27 protein-coding genes and 5 tRNA genes are annotated in these 25923 nt (G+C 50.3%); 16 read left to right on the top strand and 16 right to left on the bottom strand.

Translation table 11 applies throughout. The features are described 5' to 3' along the window. From GAP13_RS09805 to lnt, 9 genes are all read right to left on the bottom strand, one after another. Positions 1-348: trigger factor family protein (locus GAP13_RS09805; RefSeq protein WP_222126194.1), on the bottom strand; the 348-nt coding region annotated here is incomplete at its 3' end. A gap of 112 nt (positions 349-460) precedes the next feature. Next, positions 461-532 (bottom strand) — tRNA-Gly (locus tag GAP13_RS09800). A 73-nt stretch (positions 533-605) separates the two neighbouring features. Continuing rightward, positions 606-686, bottom strand: a tRNA-Leu gene (locus GAP13_RS09795). A gap of 79 nt (positions 687-765) precedes the next feature. Then, positions 766-838: transfer RNA gene (locus tag GAP13_RS09790), tRNA-Lys, on the bottom strand. Between the two features lie 17 nt (positions 839-855). After that, positions 856-929 (bottom strand) — tRNA-Arg (locus GAP13_RS09785). Positions 930-971: 42 nt separating this feature from the next. Continuing rightward, positions 972-1044 (bottom strand) — tRNA-His (locus GAP13_RS09780). A gap of 96 nt (positions 1045-1140) precedes the next feature. Beyond that, positions 1141-1857 carry a radical SAM protein gene (locus GAP13_RS09775; protein WP_158908145.1) on the bottom strand — a complete coding sequence of 239 codons (717 nt, stop codon included), beginning with the start codon at positions 1855-1857 and terminating at the stop codon, positions 1141-1143. A 156-nt stretch (positions 1858-2013) separates the two neighbouring features. Then, complete coding sequence (locus GAP13_RS09770) at positions 2014-2421, bottom strand: hypothetical protein (protein WP_158908144.1); 408 nt, start codon at positions 2419-2421, stop codon at positions 2014-2016. Between the two features lie 58 nt (positions 2422-2479). Beyond that, on the bottom strand, positions 2480-4150 hold the full coding sequence (lnt, locus tag GAP13_RS09765; protein ID WP_158908143.1) for an apolipoprotein N-acyltransferase: 1671 nt from the start codon (positions 4148-4150) through the stop codon (positions 2480-2482). Positions 4151-4276: 126 nt separating this feature from the next. Here lnt and coaD point away from each other — a divergent pair, with 126 nt between their 5' ends. The 4 genes from coaD to rnc all read left to right on the top strand — a co-directional run bounded on the left by coaD (position 4277) and on the right by rnc (position 6147). After that, positions 4277-4774, top strand: a complete 498-nt coding sequence (gene coaD, locus GAP13_RS09760; RefSeq protein ID WP_158908142.1) for a pantetheine-phosphate adenylyltransferase — start codon at positions 4277-4279, stop codon at positions 4772-4774. 121 nt (positions 4775-4895) lie between these two features. Further along, entirely contained in the window at positions 4896-5081 is a 186-nt protein-coding gene (gene rpmF / locus GAP13_RS09755) for a 50S ribosomal protein L32 (protein ID WP_158908141.1), read from the top strand. An 11-nt stretch (positions 5082-5092) separates the two neighbouring features. Continuing rightward, on the top strand, positions 5093-5329 hold the full coding sequence (acpP, locus tag GAP13_RS09750; RefSeq protein ID WP_158908140.1) for an acyl carrier protein: 237 nt from the start codon (positions 5093-5095) through the stop codon (positions 5327-5329). Between the two features lie 11 nt (positions 5330-5340). Next, a complete protein-coding gene (gene rnc / locus GAP13_RS09745) occupies positions 5341-6147 on the top strand; it encodes a ribonuclease III (RefSeq protein ID WP_241864333.1) in 807 nt (268 codons plus the stop codon). On the opposite strand, the gene GAP13_RS09740 is transcribed toward rnc, so the two are convergent. Beyond that, positions 6131-7510 (bottom strand): CCA tRNA nucleotidyltransferase, encoded by a 1380-nt coding sequence (locus GAP13_RS09740; protein ID WP_158908139.1) that lies wholly within the window; start codon positions 7508-7510, stop codon positions 6131-6133. The two genes, rnc and GAP13_RS09740, sit on opposite strands and share 17 nt — an antisense overlap. A gap of 54 nt (positions 7511-7564) precedes the next feature. Between GAP13_RS09740 and GAP13_RS09735 the strand changes: the two genes are divergently transcribed. After that, entirely contained in the window at positions 7565-8215 is a 651-nt protein-coding gene (locus tag GAP13_RS09735) for a thiamine diphosphokinase (RefSeq protein ID WP_158908138.1), read from the top strand. On the opposite strand, the gene GAP13_RS09730 is transcribed toward GAP13_RS09735, so the two are convergent. Then, complete coding sequence (locus GAP13_RS09730; protein ID WP_158908137.1) at positions 8195-8689, bottom strand: HIT family protein; 495 nt, start codon at positions 8687-8689, stop codon at positions 8195-8197. The two genes, GAP13_RS09735 and GAP13_RS09730, sit on opposite strands and share 21 nt — an antisense overlap. Positions 8690-8713: 24 nt before the next feature. Between GAP13_RS09730 and GAP13_RS09725 the strand changes: the two genes are divergently transcribed. The 4 genes from GAP13_RS09725 to GAP13_RS09710 all read left to right on the top strand — a co-directional run bounded on the left by GAP13_RS09725 (position 8714) and on the right by GAP13_RS09710 (position 13770). After that, positions 8714-9037 carry a hypothetical protein gene (locus GAP13_RS09725; RefSeq protein ID WP_158908136.1) on the top strand — a complete coding sequence of 108 codons (324 nt, stop codon included), beginning with the start codon at positions 8714-8716 and terminating at the stop codon, positions 9035-9037. 90 nt (positions 9038-9127) lie between these two features. After that, positions 9128-10597 (top strand): glutamate--tRNA ligase, encoded by a 1470-nt coding sequence (gene gltX, locus GAP13_RS09720; protein WP_158908135.1) that lies wholly within the window; start codon positions 9128-9130, stop codon positions 10595-10597. 67 nt (positions 10598-10664) lie between these two features. After that, entirely contained in the window at positions 10665-12392 is a 1728-nt protein-coding gene (locus GAP13_RS09715; protein ID WP_158908134.1) for a glutamine--tRNA ligase/YqeY domain fusion protein, read from the top strand. A gap of 13 nt (positions 12393-12405) precedes the next feature. After that, positions 12406-13770, top strand: a complete 1365-nt coding sequence (locus GAP13_RS09710) for a glycine--tRNA ligase (RefSeq protein WP_158908133.1) — start codon at positions 12406-12408, stop codon at positions 13768-13770. Positions 13771-13845: 75 nt separating this feature from the next. On the opposite strand, the gene GAP13_RS09705 is transcribed toward GAP13_RS09710, so the two are convergent. Next, positions 13846-14145 (bottom strand): HU family DNA-binding protein, encoded by a 300-nt coding sequence (locus GAP13_RS09705; RefSeq protein ID WP_158908132.1) that lies wholly within the window; start codon positions 14143-14145, stop codon positions 13846-13848. Positions 14146-14399: 254 nt separating this feature from the next. Between GAP13_RS09705 and tyrS the strand changes: the two genes are divergently transcribed. Then, on the top strand, positions 14400-15632 hold the full coding sequence (tyrS, locus tag GAP13_RS09700; RefSeq protein WP_158908131.1) for a tyrosine--tRNA ligase: 1233 nt from the start codon (positions 14400-14402) through the stop codon (positions 15630-15632). 7 nt (positions 15633-15639) lie between these two features. Here the strand turns inward: tyrS and deoD are convergent, their stop codons facing one another. Continuing rightward, positions 15640-16398: a purine-nucleoside phosphorylase gene (gene deoD / locus GAP13_RS09695; protein ID WP_158908130.1), complete on the bottom strand. Its 759-nt coding sequence runs from the start codon at positions 16396-16398 to the stop codon at positions 15640-15642. Between the two features lie 244 nt (positions 16399-16642). Here deoD and GAP13_RS09690 point away from each other — a divergent pair, with 244 nt between their 5' ends. The 6 genes from GAP13_RS09690 to GAP13_RS09665 are packed head-to-tail and all read left to right on the top strand — an operon-like array spanning position 16643 to position 23328. After that, positions 16643-17680 (top strand): BMP family ABC transporter substrate-binding protein, encoded by a 1038-nt coding sequence (locus GAP13_RS09690; RefSeq protein WP_158908129.1) that lies wholly within the window; start codon positions 16643-16645, stop codon positions 17678-17680. Between the two features lie 24 nt (positions 17681-17704). Next, a complete protein-coding gene (locus GAP13_RS09685) occupies positions 17705-19231 on the top strand; it encodes an ABC transporter ATP-binding protein (RefSeq protein WP_158908128.1) in 1527 nt (508 codons plus the stop codon). Continuing rightward, entirely contained in the window at positions 19228-20265 is a 1038-nt protein-coding gene (locus GAP13_RS09680) for an ABC transporter permease (protein ID WP_158908127.1), read from the top strand. Before GAP13_RS09685 ends, GAP13_RS09680 begins: the two co-directional genes overlap by 4 nt. Beyond that, a complete protein-coding gene (locus tag GAP13_RS09675; RefSeq protein ID WP_158908126.1) occupies positions 20262-21164 on the top strand; it encodes an ABC transporter permease in 903 nt (300 codons plus the stop codon). The genes GAP13_RS09680 and GAP13_RS09675 overlap by 4 nt, the downstream gene beginning before the upstream one ends. Next, positions 21161-22543 carry an ADP-ribosylglycohydrolase family protein gene (locus GAP13_RS09670; RefSeq protein WP_158908125.1) on the top strand — a complete coding sequence of 461 codons (1383 nt, stop codon included), beginning with the start codon at positions 21161-21163 and terminating at the stop codon, positions 22541-22543. Before GAP13_RS09675 ends, GAP13_RS09670 begins: the two co-directional genes overlap by 4 nt. A 41-nt stretch (positions 22544-22584) precedes the next feature. Beyond that, a complete protein-coding gene (locus GAP13_RS09665) occupies positions 22585-23328 on the top strand; it encodes a metallophosphoesterase family protein (RefSeq protein WP_158908124.1) in 744 nt (247 codons plus the stop codon). A 7-nt stretch (positions 23329-23335) separates the two neighbouring features. Here GAP13_RS09665 and hflC read toward each other — a convergent pair whose 3' ends face one another. From hflC to GAP13_RS09650, 3 genes are all read right to left on the bottom strand, one after another. Then, positions 23336-24319: a protease modulator HflC gene (hflC, locus tag GAP13_RS09660; RefSeq protein ID WP_158908123.1), complete on the bottom strand. Its 984-nt coding sequence runs from the start codon at positions 24317-24319 to the stop codon at positions 23336-23338. Beyond that, a complete protein-coding gene (gene hflK, locus GAP13_RS09655; protein ID WP_158908122.1) occupies positions 24316-25305 on the bottom strand; it encodes an FtsH protease activity modulator HflK in 990 nt (329 codons plus the stop codon). Before hflK ends, hflC begins: the two co-directional genes overlap by 4 nt. Positions 25306-25324: 19 nt before the next feature. Next, a partial coding sequence (locus tag GAP13_RS09650) for an RluA family pseudouridine synthase (protein WP_186338842.1) occupies positions 25325-25923 on the bottom strand: 599 nt, incomplete at its 5' end.

Genomic DNA, 25923 nt, shown 5'->3' with positions numbered 1-25923 from the left:
GTCATATGTCACGCTGAAAGTAAAGTCCGAATCAAGGTTGAATTGTGGTTCTCCTTCGACAGCAGGCGGCTCATAGGTAAGCGGCTGGCGCGTTGCATCCTTCAGCCCTTCTTCAACCGCTTTTTCGATAACGCGGCCCATCGCTTCGGTCTTGAGAGAATCACCGAATTTTCGTTCAAGAACGAAAACCGGCACATGGCCTTTCCTGAAACCATCGATACGCGCATTTTTGGCATATTCATTCATCATTGCATCATATTCCGCTCTCACATCGCGCGAAGGGATGGTGAGCGTCATACGCACTCTCGACTGCTCGAGATCTTCGATTTTCTTTTCTGTAATTTCCATGGGATCCTCTGAAATTCCTACAAGTATTTCGAGATGAAAGTCTGCAATACCGCAGACTGCACTGCAAATAAAAACAGGCGATTCGGCCAGCATCCGAATCGCCTGTTGTTAAAGCGGGAAACGGGAGTCGGACCCGCGACATCGACCTTGGCAAGGTCGCGCTCTACCACTGAGCTATTCCCGCATTCATCATCGCCGCGTCGCATGCGGCTGCTGTTCCTTCCGGACTGGCAGATCCTTCAAATATGAAGGAAACCTGCGAGAGAAGGGACTTGAACCCTTACGCCGAAAGGCACCAGATCCTAAGTCTGGCGTGTCTGCCGTTCCACCACTCTCGCATCTTTTATGCGTGGCGCATGGTAGCGGAACAGCGCCTTTTCGTCAAGGCCTGAAGCATTTTCAAGGCTTTGACGGATATGAGCCGCGAAGGGTTCGAACCTTCGACCCGCAGATTAAGAGTCTGCTGCTCTGCCAGCTGAGCTAGCGGCCCATTACTAAAATTTCCCATGCGTCCGGCAGGACTCGAACCTGCGGCCTACGGATTCGAAGTCCGTCGCTCTATCCAGCTGAGCTACGAACGCGTTCAGGCTCAGTCCCGAGACCGGAAAGCGGTGACGGGCTCGGGTGGGTGATGGGGATCGAACCCACGACAACCAGATCCACAGTCTGGCACTCTACCACCTGAGCTACACCCACCGTGCAATCGGCGATGCTAACAATGCCGAAATCTGCAAAATCTGTCAAGAGGGAAAATGCGGAAAAATTGGCGCAAAAATACCAGGCTTTGCTCTTTTATATATACGCATACACGTGCTTGAGGTGCTTCCTGGCTGCTTCTGCCATTGACTGGATCATCTCAGAGGGCAATGGCGGCTTATGATACTTCCATGCTGGGCGATAATGGGTGATATGAAGAGGAATTTCATCTGAAATAGCAGCAAGAGTCTGGGCGATTGAATGAATTTGCGAAGCTGAATCGAGGATACCCGGAACTGCGAGCGATGTCACTTCAACATGACAGAGCTCATAGGCCACATGTATAAAATTTTGCACAACCTTAATGTCGCCGCCCAGTATATTTTTATAAATCCCTGCATCAGCAGTTTTGAAATCGACATTTGTCGCGTCAGTGTGCGCAAGAATCTCGTGTGCTGGCTGGTCGAGCACATTGCCATTTGTGACGAGAATAGTCTTGAGACCGCGGGCATGCGCACGCTGCATCGCTTCAATAACGTATTCAATGTGAAGAGTAGGCTCGGAATAGGTGAAACTTATGGAAGGGCAGCCCGATTCAACAGCCAACTCGATAAGTTTTTCAGGACTGATGATTTCCTGGACGATTCGCAAAGGGTGGGCTATTTCCCAATTCTGGCAGAAAGGGCAGTTCATTGTGCAGTGCCAGAAGCCGACAGAATATGTCCAGGTGCCTGGCATGAATCGCCTGAGCGGCTTTTTTTCGACAGGATCAATCGCGAGCGACGAAATCCATCCATAAAAGGGAAGCGACATTTCGCCATCTCTATTGAGACGTGCGCTGCAATGGCCGCTTGCGCCATCCTCAATGATACATGCATGCGAGCACAAAAAGCATTGAATTTTCTTCTGAGGCATTTTGCGCCAATATCGCGCGATTTCGCTTGCGCTCATCGTTTCTGCTTCTTCTGCTCAATCTCTTTGGGCGAGCAGTCTGCTTATGCTGTCGGTATCAAATGGCCGATATTCTTCATCTGTCACTTCAAATGGCTCAAAGCGCACAGCAATTGCTCCACGCTTAACCCATATCCGGAAAACACTTATTGCTGTCCCTGTCAGGTCAATTGCCGAAGGCAGCTCATCGAGCGCCTGCACATCGCGCGTCTTCAGCTCGATAATTTCTCCTCCCTTGAACCATGGCATTCGCTTTTGCGGTTGAAGCAGGAGTACCAGGCATTTTTCCTGGTCGTACGGATGTTTCTTGATGGATCCAAGGAATGGAACGGCGTCGAAGGCCGGATGTTCTCGATATTTTACAATATTTCCGGCTTCTTCGAGTGTTTCGAAAAAATCCGCAGAAACATAGTTCGATATGCTCAAAGTTACCTCCTCTTCGAACGCGATATTCTAAATATAAAATATTAGACAGATGATTGCATTACAAAATCCTTTTTTTCAGCTTTTCAGTCCGAATTCCCCATATAAACACAAGAGCTGAAAAGCTCGCGCTCAAAAGCGCAAACCAATCGCCGAAACGAATGTAGAAAGTCATCGGAACCGCATAGATGGGCACATCGACGATAATCGAATCTGCCTTGAACTGCTCGAGCTCTGCAATATTCTTGCCGTCAGCGCCAACCACGCAGGTTACGCCAGAGTTTGTCGACCTCACGAGCGTCTTGCGGCTCTCGATGGCACGAAAACGCGCGACTGCGTAGTGCTGGATCTGGGCACTCTTTGTGCGGGACCAGGAATCATTCGTGAGATTGATAAGCAGATCGGCCCCGCGAATAATAACATCTCTGCTCAAGCCAGCAAATGCGTCTTCAAAGCATATTGGTGAGGCGAACTGGACGGAGGGGAGCACATGGATATCGGTGCAGACAGAACCTCTGTTCTGAAGCGTCAATTTGAACAGCACAGGCTTGTCGCCCATGACCCAGCCGCTTTCCAGGCCGATGACGTTCTGCACGAACGAGCGGAACCACTTGAATTCCCAGAATGGTATCGCTTCGGCAAAAGGAACTGGATGCATTTTTGCATATGTCTCGAGCAAGACGCCATTTGGCGAAATAAGGCCAACTGAATTCGAGGCCTCGTAGGTATTCCAGTCTTTAACTACTGGCAAACCTGTCAAAAGCGGTATGTCTTCCTGCTGCAGAAAAGGTATAAGTGGCGATGTAGGCGGATTTTTTTCAAACCATGATCGAAACTCTGTAAAGGGCCGTCTCAGACTTGTTTCACTGAAAACCATCAAGTCCGGTTTCCGGCCTCCAGATTGCCTGTTCAAATCGAGCGCTTTCCGGGCTAGTTCGATGTTCGATTCCAGGGCTGCATTTTCTCCTGAAATCCAGGGATCAGTGTTTTGCTGGGCAAGCAATAATCGTACAGTACTGCGCACAGGCCATGGATGCGCAACTGCCCATGCGCCGTACGCGAGCAAGACAAGCCCGTAGCCAACTGCAACCGCCACCCATCTGTAATTGCCGCGGCTCCGCTGTCTGACTTGCAAGGACGAGATCATTTCCGCGCATGCTGCAGAAGAGAGGGCCAGAAAAGCCGAAATTCCGTACACGCCCCATATGTCGGCAGTTTGCAGCATGATGGGAACCGCAGTGAAAGAATAAGGCAGAAGGCCCCATGGATATCCCAGGAACCCCGTCGATTTTGCATATTCAAATGCAGCCCAAGCGAGAGCGAACACAATTGGCTTCATGCTTCCTGAATGCTGCAGCATAAACCAGCCATACATGATTGCAGCCCCATACACTACGGCATAGGCAATAGTTGTCGTCCCCAATGTCCAGAATGCAAAATCCTTGTAAAAAAACAGCCAGTAGCTTGTCAGCGCATGGTGCAAGGCCCCGAAAACTGCACCAAGCACGCTAGCTTCCCCTGATTTTTTCGTATTTGTCAGGGCAAAATAGAGAGGAACGAGGCAAACAAGCCCCGCAAGCCAATTTCCATACAGGAACAGCTCATTGGGCTGGGAAAGCGCTGAAAGAACCGCTGCTGCAGCTACCCAGAGGATGCGCTGCGAAAATCCCGCTGATGGCCCTCTTTCTATTTCTGAAAGATATGTGTTAGAGGTATTCATTTGTTCACGCATGTAGTTTGAGTATACGATAAAGGCAAGCCGCACTCCAGATACAAAAATGCATATCACTCGTTATTTGCATAACGATTGGGTATGCTGTTGTTGACCATCGCATTCGCGTACAGTAAAGTATGCCATATGTCGACTGCTGTGTTCGCAGGGAGCTTCGATCCGCCCACTGCTGGTCATCTGGATGTCATTGAAGGTGCTTTGGGAATTTTCGATACGCTCTATGTTGTTGTTGCGATGAATCCCGAAAAAGATGGCATGTTCACTGTAGAGGAGCGCGTTGCAATGCTCAAAGCGGTGAATACATACGGTGATCGCATGAAAATAGTTACCTGGAAGGGACTTGTCACCGATTTTGCAAGAGAGCACAATTGTTCGGTCCTGGTAAGAGGCATACGAAACGCTGCAGAGCTTCCTTATGAATCGACCATGGCGTACATGAACCGAAGACTCGATCCGTCCATTAAAACCGTATTTTTCCTGTACGACGCGAAACATGTCGATATAAGCTCCAGTCTGGTGCGCGATCTGGTTTCTCATGGCCGATTGCCTGACGGCATTGTACCGGATGGGGTAGCAGCTGTTCTCAAGGATATCTTGCACGCTCGAGGACAACCCCTTTCATAAATTGCAAGAATGATATATGGTTATCAGCTGCCGGGAAATTTGTCTTGACAAATTTTCGATTTTTGTATAATTTAGGCATGCGATTGTCGTGCCGATACCGAAAGAATGACGAGGTTCTACCATGGCTGTACCTAAATTCAGAACGTCCAAAGCAAGGACAAGAAGGCGCCGCTCCATCAACATGAAGCTCACCACCCCTACAATCGTGCATTGCAGCAATTGCGGCAATCCGGTCATGCTGCACAGGGTTTGCCCGAAATGCGGTTTTTACAGGGGTCGTCAGGTAATCACCCCTGAATCTAAATAAGGAGTCTATGAATGGACGAACTTTTTGAGAAGATCAAGAAAATTATTGCCGAGAAGCTCGAAGTAGACGAGAGCAAGATAACCATGGATGCAAGTTTCCGCCAGGATCTTGGTGCTGATTCTCTTGACACCTATGAGCTTGTATACGGAATCGAAGAGGAACTGGGCATCCAGATTCCTGACGAAAAAGCAAACGAGTTCGAAACCGTAAAAGACGCATACGAGTTTATCAAGACACAGGTAAAATAGTGGCTGGGGGCGTGAAACGGTCGAAATCGATCGGTTCGACTCATACTGCAACTTCGACTTCACGCCTTCTGTCTCTTGATTCTTTTCAGCGCAGGCTGGGCATATCTTTCCAGAACCCAGAGCTCCTCGATATTGCTCTGACACATAGTTCATTCTCGAACGAAATTCATATAAACGAGCCCAATAACGAGCGCCTTGAATTTCTTGGCGACAGCGTTTTGGGACTTTGTGTTGCTCATATTCTTTACGAACGTTTTCCGAATCGACAAGAAGGCGATCTTGCTCGCATGAAAAGCGTGCTTGTTTCTGAGGCATCTCTTGGCGGAATTGCGCAGGCGCTTGGCCTGGCGGAATATTTGCTTCTTGGAAAAGGAGAAGAGATAAGCGGCGGGCGCCAGAAACAGGCAATCCTTGCGGACGCAATGGAAGCGCTTCTTGGTGCTTACTATCTCGACAGTGACTTCGAAAATGTAAAGAGCTTTATACAGCAGCTTATGGCGCCTAAAATCGAGGAACTCTCTGTTACTTCAGGCAAGGACTACAAATCGATTATTCAGGAGTATGCTCAGAAGCAGGGAATGAATCTGCCAAAATACGAGCTTGTCAAGACCGAAGGCCCTGAGCATGCCCGTCGTTTTTTTGTTACCTGCACGCTGGCAGGCGAAATCTTCGGCCCTTGCGAAGGGCTTACAAAAAAGGCGGCTGAACAGAACGCTGCGCAATACACCTTCGAAAAGCTGCATGCACGAGGGGGCGAACTCGCTCGCATGCTCGATGTCATAGCAGCTCCCCTGCCGCAATCTACCTCGCTACATTGAAGTATTTAGCTTTCGCAATTTCAAGAAGTTTTGCTCGCGTATTCAGACTTTGATCTTCCAGCACTGCTTCAAGGAGTTCAGAGAGCAGGGCGCCCATTTCCCTGTTTCGCGGAATTCCGATCGATGCCAGATCTTCGCCGTTTACAGCCAGATCGCGGAGAGAAATAGCCTGCTTTTCCTCGAGAATTCGGTCGATTCTGGTCTGAAATTCTGACAGCAGGGGCCATGAAACAGGCTCTCCGGTTGTTGCGATGGTATCTGCAAGCCGCAATGCGAACAGATCGGGAATTGCGTGTTGCCCGACTCGTGCAACAAATCGGCGCACGGCAGCATCCGTCCAGCCAGGTTCATAATTGAACATATGGTGACGGACAAGATGGCAAACGCGATCGATGATTTCGTTCGGATATTTGAGATCCTGCAGTGTTTTTCTTGCAATTGCTTCAGATTCTATCTCGTGCCTATAAAAAGAAATCGTGTCGTCTTCGCTGATGTTCAGGGTGCAGGGCTTACCGATATCATGCAATAGAGCTGCAAGCCTGAGCACCAGCAATCGTTCTTCCGAAAGATTGTCCGGATTTACCGCATCTACGGTGGCGAGCAAATGCTCGAAAACATCAAGGTGATGGTGGTTTTTTGGCTGCGGAACGCTTTTGCATGAGAGGATCTCAGGCAGAATATCGAGGATAAGCTCGGTATCGACGAGAAGTCTGATGCCGCAAGATGGCTTCGGCGCACATATGATTTTTGAAAATTCGTCTCGTATTCGCTCCCGGGAGACGCAGCTCAGCTTTTCGTGGCATTCTTCTATCGCTTTGAGGGTTGCAGGCTCAATGGCAAAGCCAAGCTGAGCGGCAAAGCGTATTGCCCTGAGAGTCCGAAGGCCATCTTCAGCGAAGCGTTCAGAAGGGTTCCCCACAGCGCGGATCACTTTTGCCGCAAGGTCCTTCCTTCCTCCGTAGGGGTCGACGAAATGATTGTTCGAGAGGTCGAATGCCATTGCATTGATAGTAAAATCTCTCCTCGAAAGATCCATTGCAATATCGTCAATAAAGGCCACAGAATCTGGCCTGCGCCCGTCGCTGTAACTGCCTTCTGTCCGAAAGGTGGTAATTTCCACTTTGAATCGGCGCGAGCGGGGGATAACCGTTATGGTACCATGGCGGATACCGGTTGGAATTGCGCGTGGGAATATCTGCATGCATTCTTCAGGCGTGGCATTGGTAGCGATATCGAAATCAGTCACTTGTCGATTCAGGAAGGTATCGCGGACTGCGCCGCCGACAAGATACGCCTTTTTTCCTGCACGAAGGAGCGAGTCTGCAATTTTTCTCAATTCCGGGTCTATTCTGGGTATTCTCATGCCTGCCAATGGAGTGTATCTTAGCGTCATTGTCGTGTCTACGAGGATATGCTGATGAAAGCGCTTATTATAACTGGTGGAGGTTGCCCCTCATCCGGGATTATCCGCAGTCTGTCGCAGGGTGCCGGACTTGTGATTGCAGCCGACTCGGGCCTTCAACCTTGCCTGTCAGCTGATCTTGATCCGGATTATGTAATAGGCGACTTCGACAGTGTCGAAACAGCCTTGCTTGCTAAAATACCAGAAGAGCGAATCATGCAATATCCTGAAGATAAGGATTATACAGATACCGAGCTGGCTATAGATTTAGCCAGAAAAAAGGGAGCGGACAGGATCGTGCTTGCCGGCGGAGGAGCGGGGCGCCTCGATCATCTGCTTGCGGTACGGGCTCTTTTTGAAAGAACTGAGCCTATTCATGAATGGCATACTGGCGCGGAGAGCGCATTTCTTCTCCCTGCGGGGGAAAAGCTGAAATTTTCTTCGTCTATCGGCACAGTTGTTTCAGTTTTTCCGCTCTCGAAGGGCGCTGAAGGGATGTCATCCGAAGGGCTCAAGTGGCCGCTCGATGGGCTGAGATGGGACTGCGGCAATTTCGGCGTCAGCAACAAGACAATTGCTCCGAATGCGGCGATTTCGTCAGGAAGAAATCCTATTCTTGTAATACTCCCCCTGGGGATTCAGGCACTAATTTCTTCCGCCAGCTGAGATATTGAAGAGTTCTTTAAGCTTGGCATAGGTATCCTTCGGATCCTGCACAAGAACCCTCGAGCCTCCTATCAGCTCGACAATGCCAATTTCTCTTGGATATCTCGGGATAATATGCAGGTGGAGATGCTCTATGCTTGCCCCTGCTGAAAGGCCCATGTTGTAGCCGATGTTATAGGCCGAAGGATTGCCGAACGCGTCGAGCACATCGAGGCATGCGGGCACAAGCGCATCCAGTTCTGCTTTTTCTCCCTCGGTATATTGGCGAATGTCGACAATGTGGCGCTTAGGGAAAACGAGCAAGTGGCCCGGATTGTAAGGGTACAGGTTGAGAGAAACCATGAAACGCTCTGTCTGGTACACAACCAGATTTTCTACATCCTGCGAACCGTCCCGTATAAGGCACAATATGCAGCCCTGGGGTCTTTTGCCTTTGAGATATGCTATTTTGTTGAAATTGAACAGATATTCCATGTGCACATATGATATACTGACATCATGAAAGGCGAAAGCGGCAAGACAGAAAAATCTTTATTCACGAAAATACAGAAATTCGCCGAGATACTCATATTCGCTGTATGGATACTTGCTATAGTCCTTCTAATTCTTGATGGATCGGAGTTCTTCCGTCTGTCGATGGAAATTCTTTCTATTGCTTTGCTCGGCGTCGGTCTTTTCAACGTTTGCATGATGGTGGGATTTTCAGCTGCAAAGAGAAGTCATTTTCAGTTCGGGCTATTCTTCATTCGCATAGCATACATTCTTCTTTCAGCAGCAAGCCTGGCAATCAGTCTTTTCGTGGCCGGCATCAGGATACGCTGACAGCTTGCGTTCTATTATTGCAAAGGGACTGTTCGAACTGTATAGTAATGCGGCAATCGCGCTGCTTATGCGCAGCATTTAGGAGGAAAAATGTCTGTTCGAGTACGATATGCGCCATCGCCGACAGGAAATCAGCATATTGGCGGGGTAAGAACAGCGCTTATCAATTATCTGTTCGCAAAATCGCAAGGCGGTTCCTTTATATTGCGTCTTGAAGATACTGACCGAACGCGTTATTCGGAAGAATATGTTCAGAATCTCTATGATACGTTCAAATGGCTCGGCTTCTATTGGGATGAAGGTCCCGATATCGGGGGACCAGTCGGCCCTTATGTGCAATCAGAACGGCTCGATCTCTATAAAAAATATGCGGAAGATCTCGTCAGGATGGGCAAAGCCTATTATTGTTTCTGCGATTCAGAGCGTCTGGAAAAAATTCGGCAAGAGCAGATTGCTGCAAAGAAAGATGAAATCGGTTACGACCGGCATTGCCGCTACCTTCCAAAAGAGGAACTCGAACGGAATATCGCGGAAGGCAAACCTTATGTCGTTCGGCTCAAGATCCCTCTCGAAGGCGTAACGGTGTTTCACGATCGCCTTCTCGGCACGATCGAATGGAAAAATGAAGATATAAGCCCCGACCCTGTGCTTCTCAAGTCTGATGGATTTCCCACCTACCACCTGGCGAATGTGATCGACGACCATCTTATGGGCATTACGCATGTGATGCGAGCCCAGGAATGGATACCTTCGGCGCCGCTTCATAAAATCATGTACGATGCCTTCGGCTGGGAGATGCCTGAATTATGCCACCTGCCGATGGTACTTGGGCAGGACGGACATAAACTTTCGAAACGGCATGGAGCGACTGCTGTCAATGAGTTCAGAAAAGCAGGGTATTTGCCCCAAGCGCTTATCAATTATATTGCGCTTCTTGGATGCTCTTATGAGGATGGAAGAGATATCTATTCGCTGGATGAACTCGTTTCGCTCTTCAAAATCGAGCGTCTGAACAAGTCGCCCGCGGTATTCGATTATCAGAAACTCGAATGGTTCAACGGACAATATATCCGGCAAACAAGCGATAGCGATCTTGCTGCGCTGGTGCGCCCTTATCTTGTCGATGCAGGGCTTCGCAAGGCGCAGGACCCGGATATGGATCGCTTGGAACTGGCAGCCATGCCGCTTGTCAAAGAGCGATTGAAATTTCTCAGTGATGCCCCGGTTATCATGTCTTACCTCTACAAGCGGCTTGAGCTTCCTTCTGTTGAAACATTTCTCCCTAAAAAAGCCGATGCAAAAGAAACAGCAGGCTTTCTGGAAGAAAGCAAAAAACTGTTGAGCGAGTATGGCCTCGATGATATTCCTGCAGTAGAAGAAAAATTCCGCTCCCGCGCAGCCGAAATTGGTCGCAAGCTCGGAGATCTTCTCATGCCGCTGAGAGTTGCTATAACCTACACGCGCGTCAGCCCCCCTCTCTTCGAATCGATGAAGATTCTGGGGCTGAAGGAATGCATTGAAAGGATCGATGAAGCAATCCGTTACCTGCGGGGATATTGACCTAACCTATTATTGCAGGCCATATTTCATGCACTGCGCCCCTGAAGCACAGCAAGGAGAAAAATAGATGCCCGAAGTGAATGAAAAAACAGAATACATGGACTTCATTCGCGAAGCGGTTGCTGAAGACCTGCGGACAGGACGATTCAAAGAAGTTCACACTCGTTTCCCGCCCGAGCCCAATGGATGGCTGCATATAGGTCATGCAAAGGCTCTTTTTGTCGATTTTGGCGTTGCCCAGGATTTTGGCGGCAAGTGCAACCTGCGTATGGATGACACCAACCCCGAAAAAGAAGACATGGAATATGTCGAGGCAATCCAGCGCGACATAAAGTGGCTTGGGTTTGACTGGGAGGACAGGCTTTTCTTCGCGAGCGATTATTATGAAACGCTGTATGAGCTTGCTTGCAAACTTATCCGCAAAGGCCTCGCCTATGTCGACGATCTCGACGAAGAGCAGATAAAGGAATACCGGGGCACAAATGTGCCCGACAAGAACAATATCACCTATACCCCTCCAGGGAAGAACAGCCCCTGGCGCGATCGCTCGATAGAAGAAAATCTGGATCTCTTCGCCCGGATGAGAGCAGGGGAGTTCCCCGACGGCTCCAAAACATTGCGCGCAAAAATCGATATGGCGCATCCGAACCTGCTCATGCGCGATCCTGTCATGTACCGCATCAGAAGAATGCCGCACTATCGCACAGGAAATACATGGTGCATCTATCCGATGTATGATTTTGCGCATCCGCTGTCTGACGCCATCGAAGGCATTACTCATTCGCTGTGTTCTCTGGAGTACGAAATCCACAGGCCGCTCTACGATTGGTTTGTCAGTAATTGCGAGGTGTTTCCAAGCCGCCAGATCGAATTCGCCCGCCTCAATATTACTCATACTGTTCTTTCAAAGCGCTGGCTTTTGCAGCTTGTGAGAGAGAAAAAGGTGTCTGGCTGGGATGATCCACGCATGCCGACCATTGCAGGCATGAGGCGCAGGGGATACAGCGCAGCAGGTATACGGGATTTCCTTGGGCGCATTGGAATTGCAAAAACCGACTCGATGGTCGACATTCAGCTCCTTGAGCATTGCATCCGCGAAGATCTCAATGCAAGCGCGCAGCGCTATATGGCTGTGCTCAATCCCGTAAAGCTGGTCATAGAAAATTGGCCCCAAGGCCGCGTCGAATGGCTCGATGCAGTAAATAATCCGGAAAATCCGCAGGCAGGAATGCGCAAAATTCCCTTTTCCGGAACTCTTTATATTGAGCGGGATGATTTCCGCGAAAATCCGCCGCCCAAATATTACAGACTCTACCCGGGCAACCAGGTCCGTTTGCGGTATGGCTACATCATAACCTGCACTGGCTTCGACAAAGATCCTGCCACAGGCGAAGTAACTGAGATCAGGTGCACCTACGATCCAGCAACAAAGGGCGGCGATGCTCCGGACAATCGAAAGGTGAAGGGAACCATCCATTGGGTTTCTGCGGATCATGCGGTTCCCTTCGAAGCACGGCTCTATGATTATCTTTTCGAGGCCGAGCGACCCATGGAAGTATCAGAAGGAAAAACTTTCATCGACAATCTTTCAGATCATTCGCTTACGGTCGAAAAGAGGGCGGTAGCCGAGCCTGCACTGCGTGAGCTGGCAGTTGGCCAGACCGTTCAGTTCGAGCGTTTGGGGTATTTTTGCAAGGACCCTGATTCCACAAATGAGCGCGCGGTATTCAACCGGACTGTCACATTGAAAGACAGCTGGACAAAACTGGAAAAAAAGCTGCTCGCGAACGGATAAGGAGAAATAAAATATGGCTGATACCACAGTGACTATGGATAAAATTGTATCCCTCGCAAAACGGCGTGGGTTCGTCTTTCAATCTTCCGAAATCTACGGAGGGCTTTCCGGAGCATGGGATTATGGACCCCAGGGCATCGAGCTCAAAAATCGAATCGCCCGTTTCTGGTGGAAAGAGATGACCCAGCTGCACGACAATATTGTTGGCATCGATGCAGCGATACTCATGCATCCCCGCGTCTGGGAAGCTTCCGGCCATGTCGAAAATTTCACCGATCCACTTGTCGACTGCAAGAAGTGCAAGACCCGCTTCCGCGCTGACCAGATTCCTCCTGAAAACCTTGCAGCCAGAAAATGCCCGGAATGCGGCGGCGAGCTGACAGAAACCCGCAAGTTCAACCTCATGTTCAAGACTACGCTCGGCCCTGTCGAGGATGAATCCGGCCTTGTCTATCTCAGGCCCGAAACTGCCCAGGGTATCTATGTCAATTTCAAGAATGTGCAGCAGTCGAACCGCATGAAAATTCCATTCGGCATTGCCCAGATCGGCAAGGCCTTCCGCAACGAGATTGTGACCAAGAATTTTATTTTCAGAACCTGCGAATTCGAGCAAATGGAAATGCAGTTCTTCGTCAAACCAGGCACTGACGAAGAATGGTTTGAATATTGGCGCGACCAGCGCTGGAACTATTACCGGAAGCTCGGCATCGACATGAACAAATTGCGCTGGCACCGCCATGGCCCGGATGAGCTCGCGCATTATGCAAAGGACGCCTACGATATCGAATTCGAATTCCCTATGGGTTTCAAAGAACTCGAAGGTGTGCATAATCGCTCCAATTATGATTTGAGCAGGCACCAGCAGTACTCGGGCAAAGATCTTCAGTACATCGACCAGGATAATGGCAATGAGCGATATATACCTTTCATAATAGAAACCAGCGCAGGGCTCACTCGCCAGCTTCTCATGCTGCTCTGCGATGCGTATGAAGAGCAGAAGGTCGCTGATAAAGGAAATGAAGACGACTGGCGCACTGTTTTGCACTTTCATCCGGATATCGCTCCAATTACTGCCGCAGTGCTTCCTCTGATGAAAAAGGATGGCCTTGCGGAACTGGCGCAGGACATTCGCGCTGAGCTCAAAGAAGATTTTGTCACAGACTATGACCAGGCTGGTGCAATCGGACGGCGCTACCGCCGCCAGGATGAAATTGGCACTCCTTTCTGTGTGACTATCGATTATCAAAGCAAAGAAGATGGAACCGTAACTGTGCGCGACAGAGATACAATGCTGCAGGAACGAGTGTCGCGCTCGCACCTGTCCGAATATATTCGTGCAAAAATAAAAAGCTACAAAAGGGCGGAGCGAATTTCTTAAGAAAAAGCCGGCATGTGAAAAAGGGGCGCCTTTCTGGTGCCCCTTTTTGCAGTGAATGCTCTATTGCGCTAATGCTTATTTTCCGAGCACTGCATCCTTGCAGGGTTTGGCGACACTGATTTTGATGACATCGCGAGCAGGAATAGTGATCTGCTGGCCAGTCGCCGGATTGCGTCCGACTTTTGCTTTTCTTTTGACAACCTTCATGATGGCGATGCCAGGCAGCGTGAATTTTTTGCTTTTCTTCACTTCGCTGTAGGAGAGCTTTGCGAGCTCATCCAGCACCAGGCCGACATCTTTCTTTGTGAACCCGGTTTTCTTTGCGAGCGCATTGATAATTTCGACTTTCGTGAGGGGCTTTCCTGTCGATGGCATGTTTTTCTCCTGTTTGAAAAGATTGCGGCTCCGACTAAGGCGGAACTGCAGCCAGCAAGCGCATTTGCATGCTGACTACTCTATTTTATCACAATTGTATGGGTTGTCTATATTGATACTGAATACTTTATGCATTTCTGCATCTGATCCGCGGGAAAAAGCGTTAAATCTGCGTCATTATGTCGTATCGGGCCAAAAGGCTTGAGCAATAAGCAGAATAACTTTATACTGTCGCCCCAAGAACAGGAGCATACATGAACAGAGCGCTTGAAGTGCTGCAGGAACGCGGATTCGTACAGCAATGTACCGATTTCGAAGGACTTTCGCGACTCATGGATGAAGGGCCTGTTACTTTTTATATCGGAGTCGATCCGACGGGGCCTTCACTGCACATCGGGCACATGGTGCCGTTTTTTGCTTTGCGGCATTTGCGGGATGCTGGGCACGTGGGGATTGCTCTGCTTGGCGGGGGAACTGCGCGAATCGGCGATCCTTCCGGAAAAACCGAAATGCGTAAACTCATATCGTATGAAGAAATAGACGAAAATACCAGGCGCTTTATAAAGCAGCTGGACAGATTTGTAGGCTTTGATGGCGTTCATGCGTTTACTGCGAACAACAAGGATTGGCTTGCAGACCTCAACTACATAGAGTTTTTGCGTGAAATCGGGCGCCATTTTTCCGTCAATCGCATGCTTTCGTTTGAAGCTTACAAGCAGCGCATGGAAGCTGGTCTGTCATTCATCGAATTCAACTACCAGCTGCTTCAGAGTTACGATTTTTTGCAGTTGTATCGACGCCACAATTGCCGCTTGCAGATTGGCGGCGATGACCAATGGGGCAACATTGTCGCTGGCATCGAGCTTATACGAAGGGTAGAAGGCGCAGAGTGCTACGGTCTTACCTTTCCTCTTGTCACCACAAGCGATGGCAAGAAAATGGGCAAAACCGAGAAAGGTGCGCTTTTCCTCGATCCGAACATGACGAGTCCCTATGACTTTTTCCAGTATTTCAGAGATGTCTCCGACAGTGATGTAGAACGCTTCCTTCTTATGTTTACTTTTCTTCCTTCGGAAGAATGCAGGCGGCTTGGTTCTCTTAAGGATGCCGAGTTGAATCAAGCCAAGGAGCGCCTGGCTTGGGAAGTCACCGCCCTCATCCATGGCAAGGAAGAAGCAGATAAAGCGCTTGCCGCAGCTCGCGCTGCCTTCCGCGGCGATGGAGATGCTGCTCAGCTGCCGACAATTGCAATCAAGCGAGCGCGCCTCGAAGCAGGAATTGGAGTTTTGGACCTATTTGTCGAGGCGGGCCTTGTACCGTCGAAAAATGAAGCCAGAAGGCTTGTGCAGCAGGGTGGGGCTTCGGTAAACGGTCAGAAAGTAGAGAACGAAAAACAAGTCTTCACGATTGCCGCACTGCAAGATGGTGCTATGATGCTCCGAGCTGGCAAAAAGCGCGTCGCGAGAGTCATTTCCAAGGATAATTGAAAAGACATCAAGCAATATCAAGGGCAATCTGTATCATGGCGTCGAGCGAGTTCTGCCTCGCTTCCGGTGTCATTTCTTTATGCGTGATATTGGAATCCGAGCATGTCAGCAGGGTGAGGGCTTGTTTGTTCGTCCAGGCAGCATTGCAATAGAGCGCATAGCATTCCATATCTGTTGCCTTGCATCCCATGCGACCCCATTTCTGCCAGCCCCGCTCTGGGGGCAGTGCCGAATAGAGCGAAAAAACATCCGAAGAAAAAACATTTCCGACATGAAAGCGCATATTTCTTGCTCGCGCCAGCTGCACCGCAGGCTCAAGCAGTTCATACGAACAGCAAGGCGAGAAGGTCCCATTCAGTTCGTACTGGTGCGCATAATTCGAATCTGTTGAAGCACTCATTGCGATGACCAGGTCGCCAACTTCTACATCCGGAGCGAGGCCGCCGCACGTCCCAATTCTGATAATTGCCTGCACCTCGTAAAAGGAATAGAGCTCATACGAATAGATTCCCATTGAGGGAGCTCCCATGCCTGAGCCCATAACACTAATGCGCTTGCCCTGGTACATACCTGTATATCCGAACATGTTCCGGATAGCATTGAATTGATGCACGTCAGAAAGCATAGTCTCGGCGATCCGCTTCGCTCGGAGAGGGTCTCCTGGCATCAATACAACAGGGGCAATTTCGCCAGCTTTGGCAGCATTGTGCGGAGTGCCGTTCCGGTAATTTGCAAGGTTTTTCTCGTGTATTTCTTTTTCATGCATTGAATTTCTCCATTTTGAGACTTATTGGCTGCTGGTGGGCTCTGCATTCCAGAACACAAGCCAGATGCGCGCTATTCTCAAAGGATACCGCAAGATTCGCGGGAAGGGCAATCCTGGTTGGGCAATTCGCAATGCTTCATCATCCGGCATAATCGGAAGGTCTATGTTGACCGCGCGCGAATGAGCTTTTATAATCAGTCGATAAGAGCTAATCAAAGCTCGAAAAGCTGAAGGGGGCTTCACTATGAAAGGCAGAAAATACGTTGTGTTGCTAGGTGCATTGTTTTTGCTCGGCGCGGCGCTGACAGCATATAGCCAGACACCGAAAATCAACACCAACCGCGTGGTATATCTCATAAATGGCGCGCTCGGCGATAACGCGTTCTATGATTCCGGCGAAGCGGGGATCAAAAACATAGGGCGCACATACAAGGTCGAAACGCGGACAATCGAATGCAATTTCGATGCCGGGAAATTCCAGCCGGCTCTGGATGCTGCGGTCCAGTATGCCGACATCATCTTCGTCATCTCGTATGGATTCGAGGATCAGCTGAAGGCAATTGCTGACAAGTATCCGAACAAGATTTTCGTCAACATCGACACCGTCGTCGAGAATCCGAAGAAAACAATCACTTCGGTTTTCTTCCTTGCGGAGCAGAGCTCGTACCTCGCTGGTATGACCGCAGCGCTTCTCACCACCACGACATCCCTCAAAGGAGTCAACAAAGACAAGATCATCGGCGTCATTGGTGGCGATACCGATCCCATCGTGAGTGCGTTCGTGTTTGGTTTCCAGAATGGCGCGCGCGCTGTCGATCCAGGCGTGAAAGTGCTGACCAAGTCGCTCGGTGGAGCATGGGACGATTCGGCCAAGGGCAAGCAGGCAGCGCTTCAGCTGTATGACCAGAAAGCGGATGTCATCTACCAGGTTGCCGCAGCTGCAGGCATTGGAGTATTGCAGGCGGCTGCTGAAAGAGGGCTCTATGCAATCGGCGTCGATACGAATCAGAACGATCTCGAGCCAGGGCATGTCGTCGCGAGTGCGGTAAAGAATGTGGGCGCTACTATCGAAAAAGTATTCAAGACAATAAAAGATGGTACCTACAAGCCTGGACAGGTCATCAATTCCGGCCTGGCCGATGGCGGCGTCGATCTGGACTTTACCGCCAAACAGCAGGTATTGCCGAAGAGCATCATCGACAAGGTGATGCAGGCGCGCCAGCAGATAATCGATGGCAAACTCACCGTCAAGCTCTACAATGGCGAGAACGTGTGGCAATAAGCTAAGCAGCCGCAAACTTGACGCATGAATGATCTCATCGCACTGCACAACATTGTCAAAGTCTATCCGCCGAATGTGCTTGCGGTGGACGATGTCTCGGTATCGTTTTGCAAGGGAGAGATTCACTCGATAGTCGGGGAGAACGGTGCAGGCAAGAGCACGCTCATGAAGCTGCTCTACGGGCTTGTGCCGTTCGACTCCGGGCGGATCGAGTTTGGTGGCGTGAATGTCCGATTTCGCAAACCGGGCGATGCAATTGCCATGGGCATCGGGATGGTGCACCAGGAAATTGTGCTCATCCCGCAGTATAGCGTTTGGGAAAATGTGGTGCTTGGAGCCGAGCCTGTCCGCACATTGGGAAGGATTGACAGCCGCACTGCGATCGATGCCGTGCGCAGCAAAATCGAGGAATTCCAATTCAATCTTGATCCTTTGGCGATTGTGGACGATATCTCGGTTGCGGCGCGGCAGAAAGTGGAAATTCTCAAGCTCTTGTTTCGCAATGTATCGGTCCTCATTCTCGATGAACCTACTGCCGTGCTGACGCCGCAGGAGATTCCGCAACTTTTTGCCGAGCTCAAAAGGCTGCGCGACCGCGGTCACACCATTCTCTTCATTTCGCACCGCCTCGACGAGGTGCTCGAACTGAGCGACCGGATTACTATCATGCGAAAGGGCCGCAAAGTAGCGACAGTTGAGGCTTCCGAAACGAACAAGGAATCGCTGGCCACGATGATGGTCGGGCGGCAGGTCATATTCACTTCCAAGCGCACGCCGCATCAGCGTGGAGAGCTCGTGTTCGAGGCGCAGCATGTGGACTGGGAGCGGGGTGATGGGCTCAAGCTTCTGGATGATGTGAGTTTTTCGGTGCATGCGGGGGAGATTGTCGGTATCGCGGGGGTCGAAGGAAACGGGCAATTCGAGCTCGTCAATTCGATTATGGGATTGGAACAGCCAACCCGTGGATCTTTTCTTGTTAAAGGCAAGGATATTACTTCTTTGTCGATTCTGGAGCGCCGCAAGCTCATTTCTTTTGTGCCGCAGGACAGGGGGAAAATGGGCGCAAGCCTTAGCGCTTCCATCCTCGATAATGCAATTATGACGCACCATCGCCTCGAAAAGCGATTTTCCAGGTGGCACGGGCTTGTGCTTGACTATCGCAAAGCCCGGGATTTTGTGGACATGCTCAAGGAGCGGTTTTCTGTACAGATGGCTTCGCGGCAAAGCGATTTCCGCTCGCTCTCGGGGGGCAACCAGCAGAAAGTGATTCTGGCTCGCGAGCTTCTTCTAGCAACGCCATTCTTTCTGATGGATCAGCCTACGCGCGGCCTCGATGTGGGTTCCATCGAGTATGTGCATGGGGAAATCCTTGCTATGCGTGAGGCTGATCGAGCAGTTCTTCTTATCTCTGCTGACCTAGAAGAGCTCTTTCTTGTAGCAGATCGTATTCTTGTCATGCACCGGGGATGCATTGTCGCCGATCTTATGACTGAAAAGACTACCATCGAAGAAGTCGGAGCATATATGCTGGGAGGAAGAGCATCAGCATGAAGCGGCGATTGTGGAGTGGGCTGGTCGGTGTCGTGGTCGCGCTGGCAGTCGGAGCCCTTATTATGCTAGCTCAGGGGTATAAGCCGCTATCGACCTATGTCGCCCTTTTCCAGTTTTCGCTTGGCGGCATCGGGCCATTCACAACAACACTCAAAAATTCGGTCCCGCTTGTGCTAACAGGTCTTTCCGCCGCGGTGGCTTTTGCGTCGGGCCCGGTGAACCTTGGGCAGCCTGGACAATTTGTGTTCGGTGCGCTTGCAGCAACGCTGGGAGGGCTGTATATCAGGCTGCCCGCTGTGCTGGAAATACCTTTGCTCCTTTTGCTGGCGATTGCTGGCGGAGCCCTTTGGTCCAGTATTGCTGCCTTTCTTCGCCGTGCATTCGAGATGAGCGAGTTTATTGTCACGCTCATGCTCAACATGATCGCCGACTTCTTCACTGCGTGGGTTATTGCCTTTCCATTGATGGATCGCAAGGCTTTTTCGCCGATGACGCCGCAAATTGCGAAGAGCGGATGGATGCCTGATCTTGGTCTCTTGAGCTCCTCGACATTGGTAATGCTGGGTGCGGTCGTGCTTGTGTGGTTTGTGTTTCATAGGTGGAGAGCTGGGTACGAATGGCGCATGACGGGTCAGAATTCGGTTTTTGCTCGCTTAGGAGGCTGCGACATACATCGCAACTTTTTGGCCGTCATGCTTGTGACTGGTGCGCTCGCTGGGCTCGCAGGCGGACTTGTGGTCATGGCTGGGCCTCATAGGTTCATCAAAGGGCTTGGTGCCAATTATGCCTGGGATGGCATCATGATCGCGATCATGGCGAATAATAGCATTGTGGGTACTCTTGTATATGGTGTTTTCATTGCAGCGATCCAGACGGGCGCGCTGGGCATGGAACTCATCACGAATGTTCCGAGCGAGATTGCCCAAGTTCTGCAAGCGGTGCTCGTGCTGATCATCGTCGCCACACGCGAATACACGAATGTGCTGCTCGATCGCCTGTCGGCGAGACGCCAAGCAAAGGAGAGGGCGGCATGAACGTGCTAATCGGCCTTATCACCGGCATGATCTCCGGAGCTACCCCTATCCTTCTTGCCGCTCTTGGCGGGACGTTCACGTTCTACGCGGGAGTCTTCAATATCGCCATGGAGGGTATGATGCTGATGGCGGCCTTCTTCGCCGTTCTTGGCTCATTCTTTTTTCATTCCTGGGTTATTGGTCTGGCTTTTGGGGTTCTTGGTTCGCTTACGCTTGCGCTCATTTTTATTCTTTTTTCGGTCAAGCTCGAAACCGATGAATTCGTGACCGGCATTGCGCTCAACCTTTTTGCGCTCGGTATCACGACCTATTTTTTGCGCCAGATTTTCAAGGTCAAAGGTGTGTTCACGAGCAAGAGCATTGTCCCTGTGCCACAACTACATATTCCATTCATAGAAAAAATACCCTTTGTCGGGCCAGTCCTCTCGGGCCGCAATCTTATTGTGTATATCGCAGTGATTGCGACAGTTTTCTGCTACTACCTGATATTCAAGACACGTTTCGGCTTGCGCTTGCGCGCAGCTGGCTACAATGCCGACTCGCTCGATTCAAGCGGCGTTCGCACATCCCGGATACGGATGCAGGCGCTTTTGCTGTGTGCGCTGTTCTGCGGCCTTGGTGGGGCTTTTCTGTCGCTCGGTTATGTGACGCTCTTTGCCGAGAACATGACGGCGGGGCGCGGCTGGATTTCGCTTGCTGCGATTATTCTTGTCGATGGACACCCCTATGGCATTGCGGCAATTTCGCTCTTGTTTGGATTTTTCGATGGGCTCGGGCTTTTCTTACAGAACTACGGCGTGGCATCGCAATTCACTGCGATGATTCCTTATATCGCAACGCTTTTTGCGCTCTATGTCTATGCGCAGCGCAGGCGCGAAAAGAAGAGGAAGCGAGTATGAGCAAAAAAGCATGGCAGATCGATCGGGCACTCAGACTCACAGCCATCCCGCTCGATCGCAGGGTGCATACAAGCAACTGGTACACGAGCGAAACGATATTTCCTACAGGCGATGATCTTATCCAGCTTTTCTGGGACTCGAAGGTTCCAGGATCAGGAGCTCCCGAAATTCCCTATGTGGAAATGGTACAGGCAATGGGGAACAAAGGCTATGATGTCTCCGCAGCAGAAGAGCTTTTGCCCGAAGGCATAGAGCTTGCCAGAAAAGGAGAGCGCGCTGATTTGCGCGTGCTAACGGCGAGGCTCCTTCATGCCATTCATACCGCGCCTGTCGATCCAGCTCATACATACTGGACATATCGTCATCCGGAGCGGTGGGATGATGTCCGCGCTGCGATGCCTGCGCATGCTGATGATAAACCGCGCACTATCCCCCGCGACATTGAAGAAAAAATTCTCGAAGGCTGGACAGGCCAGCTTGCAGGGGGCGCGTTTGGCACAGCCATCGAAGGCTACCACACAGACCAAATTGAAAAAGTATATGGACGCATCGATTCGTATGTCACCGAGCCCGAAACTGTGAATGACGATGTTGTCTATGAGCTCGTTTTCCTCGATGTTTTTGAACAGCGAGGGCGGGCTCTCAGCTCTCGTGATATCGGCCTCGAGTGGGTCAGGCAGATTCCATTTGGCTGGTCTGCCGAGTGGATTGCGCTGCATAATATGGCCGATGGCATTCTGCCACCCGAATCTGGTTCCTGGCACAATCCCTATTCAAACTGGATCGGCGCACAGATGCGCGGCATGGTGTGCGGCCTTGTCGCGCCTTCTTGGCCCATGGAGGCGGCAAGGCTCGCGCATATCGATGGGCTTGTGTCGCACGCGGAGAATGGCGTGTATGGCGAGATGTATGCTGCCGCCCTTACTTCGCTGGCCTTTGCGATGGATAATCCGCGCGAGCTTGTCGAGCAAGCAGCTGGCTTCGTACCAGCTAAAAGTGAGTATGCTGCCGTGCTGGAAAAATGCTTGCGCATCGTAAAAGAACACAAGAGCGCTGACGCCGCCTGGCGCGTTCTGGATGACCACTTTCAGAAGTACAATTGGATCCATGCGTATCCCAATATCGCTGCAGTGATAGTCGCCCTCTGGTACGGTCAGGGCGATTTTACCGAATCATTCAGGATCCTTGCTCATGCAGGGCTGGATGTCGACTGCAATGCAGGCCTTGTTGGGACAGTGCTGGGCGTCATGCGAGGAGTCCCCAGCAAATGGGCAGATCCTCTTGGTGGAATCCTCGAAACCTACATTGCAGGCAAAGAAAAGCTGTCAATCCGGGAGCTTGCAGCCCGAACTGCGCGCCTTGCACAGCGGCGAGCATGATAGATATTATTTGAACTGGATAGATGCGGAGGCGCATATCGATGTCCACGCTCGCGATAGCAATAGCTGATATTCATGGCGAAATCGAAGTGCTCGAAAAGATTCTCGAGGAGCACCCCAATGCACAATACATTCTCATAGCTGGCGATCTTACCAATTTTGGCAGAGAAAAAGAGGCTAAAAAGGTCCTTGCAGCATTGGAGCGCCGCTTTCCACAATCGAATCTTTATTTTGTTGCCGGCAATTGCGATACTGTTTCTGCTAGAAATGTATTCTCCCGACATCCCGGCTACATCGAGGGAAAATGCGCCCAGATCCTGGAGGGTCGAGCTATAGCATCGAACGCCAGCAATCCACTATACGTGATTGGCTGTGGCGGAGGCCTTGTCCACACCGGCTTGACGCCTTTCGAGCGCAAAGACGAGGAAATGGCTTCAAGCCTTCAAGCTGGGTTCTTGCAATGCAATTTCTCGAACCCGAGCGCTGAGCAAAAGGAAGGTGGGCCGAAACCCCTCATAGTGCTCACCCACACCCCGCCAAACGGCACCTATGCCGATATGCGGCATATGCGCCATGTGGGCAGCTCTTCGTTCATTTCATTTTTATATGAATATAAACCACTTCTCTGGATCTGCGGTCACATCCATGAAGGGCGCAGTATCCAGGCGGAAGACGAAACGCTTGTCATCAACCCCGGCCCTGCAGCGCACGGCTCCTATGCACTCATATCTTTCGAACAACGCGAAGGCTCCTACCATGCTGTTGCAGAGCTGAGAGGCATTTGACTATCTGCTATCTCCCTGTAGGGCTATAGAGATACTTGAAATAGTCCATCCCAGTTGACAGCGTTTTGCTGAACGCAGGCATTGTCTTGCGGTATGACTCGATCGCCTTCCAGAATTCGAAGAAAGAAGGGTCCTTACTGAATGAATCTGCATAAATCTTCGAAGCCTCTGCATCCGCTTTTCCTTTGATAATTTCGCCCTTGGCGTATGCCGAGGACAGAAGCGAGCGCTTTTCGTTTTCCAGCTTGCCAAGCCATTCTGCCTTCTTGCCTTCGCCAAATGCACGGAAAGCCTGCGCAATCTGATTTCTCTCTTTAATCATCCGCTGGTACACACTTTCGGTTAGCTCATCGGAATATTTTATCTGGCGGGGAAGAATATCGACCACCTCTATGCCAAAAGTCGGAACAATATTCGAAACGAGCCTCCGCATCTCATCGGCAAGAAGTCGCCGCCCTTTTTCGATTTTTTCGTATTGGGTTGGCGTTATGGCGAGCTGCTGAAGTGTGCTGCTGTTTTCGACTTCGCCTGTCTGGAATGTTTCAATTTTGGTTGCATTGAGGATCTCATCGCTGCTCCGGACAGCTTCACGCAGATAATTGGATGAAATAATCGTTCGAACAGCTGAATCGATGACATCGTCGAGCTTTCCATACGCTACATCAATCGAACCGACTGTTTCATAGAATTTGACTGGATCGACTATCTTCCAGCGCGCGGTGGTATCGACATAAATAAACTGGTTCTCTTTTGTAGGAATTCGCTGCGGCTCTCCATCCCATGACATGAGTTTTTTAGGGTATTTCATTACTGTATCGACAAATGGGCTGCGCCATTTCAAGCCTGCCTCAGTATGGACTGCAACAATCTTGCCGAAACGGACGACGACAGCCTGTTCTCCTTCATTCAGGACAAACAGCGGCCCAAAAATCACGATAAACAGAACAGCCAGAACTGCAACAATAGCGATAATAATCGGGATTTTCTTCATTTTGTTGCCTCCTGCGGTTGGGTAGTCTGGGTCAGGTTCTTGATAGGCAATATATTTTGCAGCGATTTATCAATTAGGTCGATGTTTTTCTGATCCTTGAAAATTTCTTCCATCATTTCGTAATAGAGTCGTTTTCTCGTGATATCGGGGGCTTTGCGGTATTCATCATAGACCGCATTGAACCGAGCGACATCGCCTTTCGCAACATTGACACGTTCCGCCGCATATCCTTGCGCTACTTCAAGAATTTGATCCGCTTGTCCCTGAACTTTTGGAATCTCCGCATTGTAGGCTTCCCGCCCTTCGTTGATAAAACGGTTCATGTCCTGGATTGCCTTGTTCACATCTTCAAATGCAGCTTGTACCCCCTCTGGAGGGACAATATTCTGCAGCTGAACCTGGGTGACGACGATACCCAAGCCATATTTTGTGAACAATTCGTTCATCATCACAACAGCCGAATCCTGAATTGTCTGTCTGTCGGGGCCGATGACCCCCAAAATCGCACGGTCTCCTATCAGCATGTTGAGCACTGTCTGGGACGTATCTCTTATTGTCTTTTCGCGGTCGGTAACAGCGAAGAGCCAGGCCTCAGGGTTTGCGATGCGATACTGGATGATCCATTCAACATCCACGATATTGAGGTCCCCCGTGAGCATTGTTGATTCTTCAGGATATTTCTTGTCCGAGTATTGTGTCACAATGCCAGGCTTTATGGTGCGAAAACCGAATGTCTCGGTCTGTATTACTTGAGTCTTCACCATGTATGCCTTCTGGATACCGAAGGGCAGCTTATAATGGAGTCCTGCACCGAGTGTTTTTGTATATTTGCCGAAAGTTGTGATAACAGCTTTTTCTGTCTGGTCGACAATGATGAAGCTCGTGGATAAAAATATAATGACGCCAATCGCAATAAGCACAATCAGCACGAGCGGCCACCTGATGGTAATATTCGGTGGTTTCTTGAAAATGGTAGAGTTGGCCATTCTTTCCTCCTTGAGTCTCTTATATGTCTTCTGTTAGTCGTTGCATCGTTTTATACAAATCATGATAATCCAATTCAAAAATCGAAGCGACTGTCTTTCCGAACAGCTCGGGCAAAGGAGCGATGATGGAATTTGGCATATCCTCAAAAACAGGATGCTCCATTCGAAGGCTATAGGCATGCAGGAAATAGCCGGTTTGCAAGGGCAGGGGAGAGCCCCCATATTTCGTATCACCTGCGAGCGGAAAACCATGAGTAGCCAGCTGTGCACGAATTTGATGTGTGATGCCGGTGTGCAGATCGACCAGAACCAATGTATATCTTTCCCGAGCGAAAAGAGGGATAGCATCCATAACCGCAAGCCTTCCGCCCTTTCCATCTTGATTCAGAACGCTCACATGCGCCTTCCTGTTCCGCTCTATTGTATCCTGCAAGCGTAAAGGACCATCCATTGTCCCTTCGACAAGCGCAAGATACAGCTTTTGGACCTCGCGGCGACGGATTGCGCTGCTGAATTTTTCAGCACCTAGCCGTGTTTTGGAGAATATAATAATTCCCGAAGTATTTCGGTCAAGCCTGTGCAGAGGGCCAGGCAAAAATGAGACAGAAGGAGACAAGT

It is taken from the genome of Rectinema subterraneum (genome assembly GCA_009768935.1).
Taxonomy (GTDB): domain Bacteria; phylum Spirochaetota; class Spirochaetia; order Treponematales; family Rectinemataceae; genus Rectinema; species Rectinema subterraneum.
This window is presented reverse-complemented; position numbering and strand designations above follow the sequence as displayed.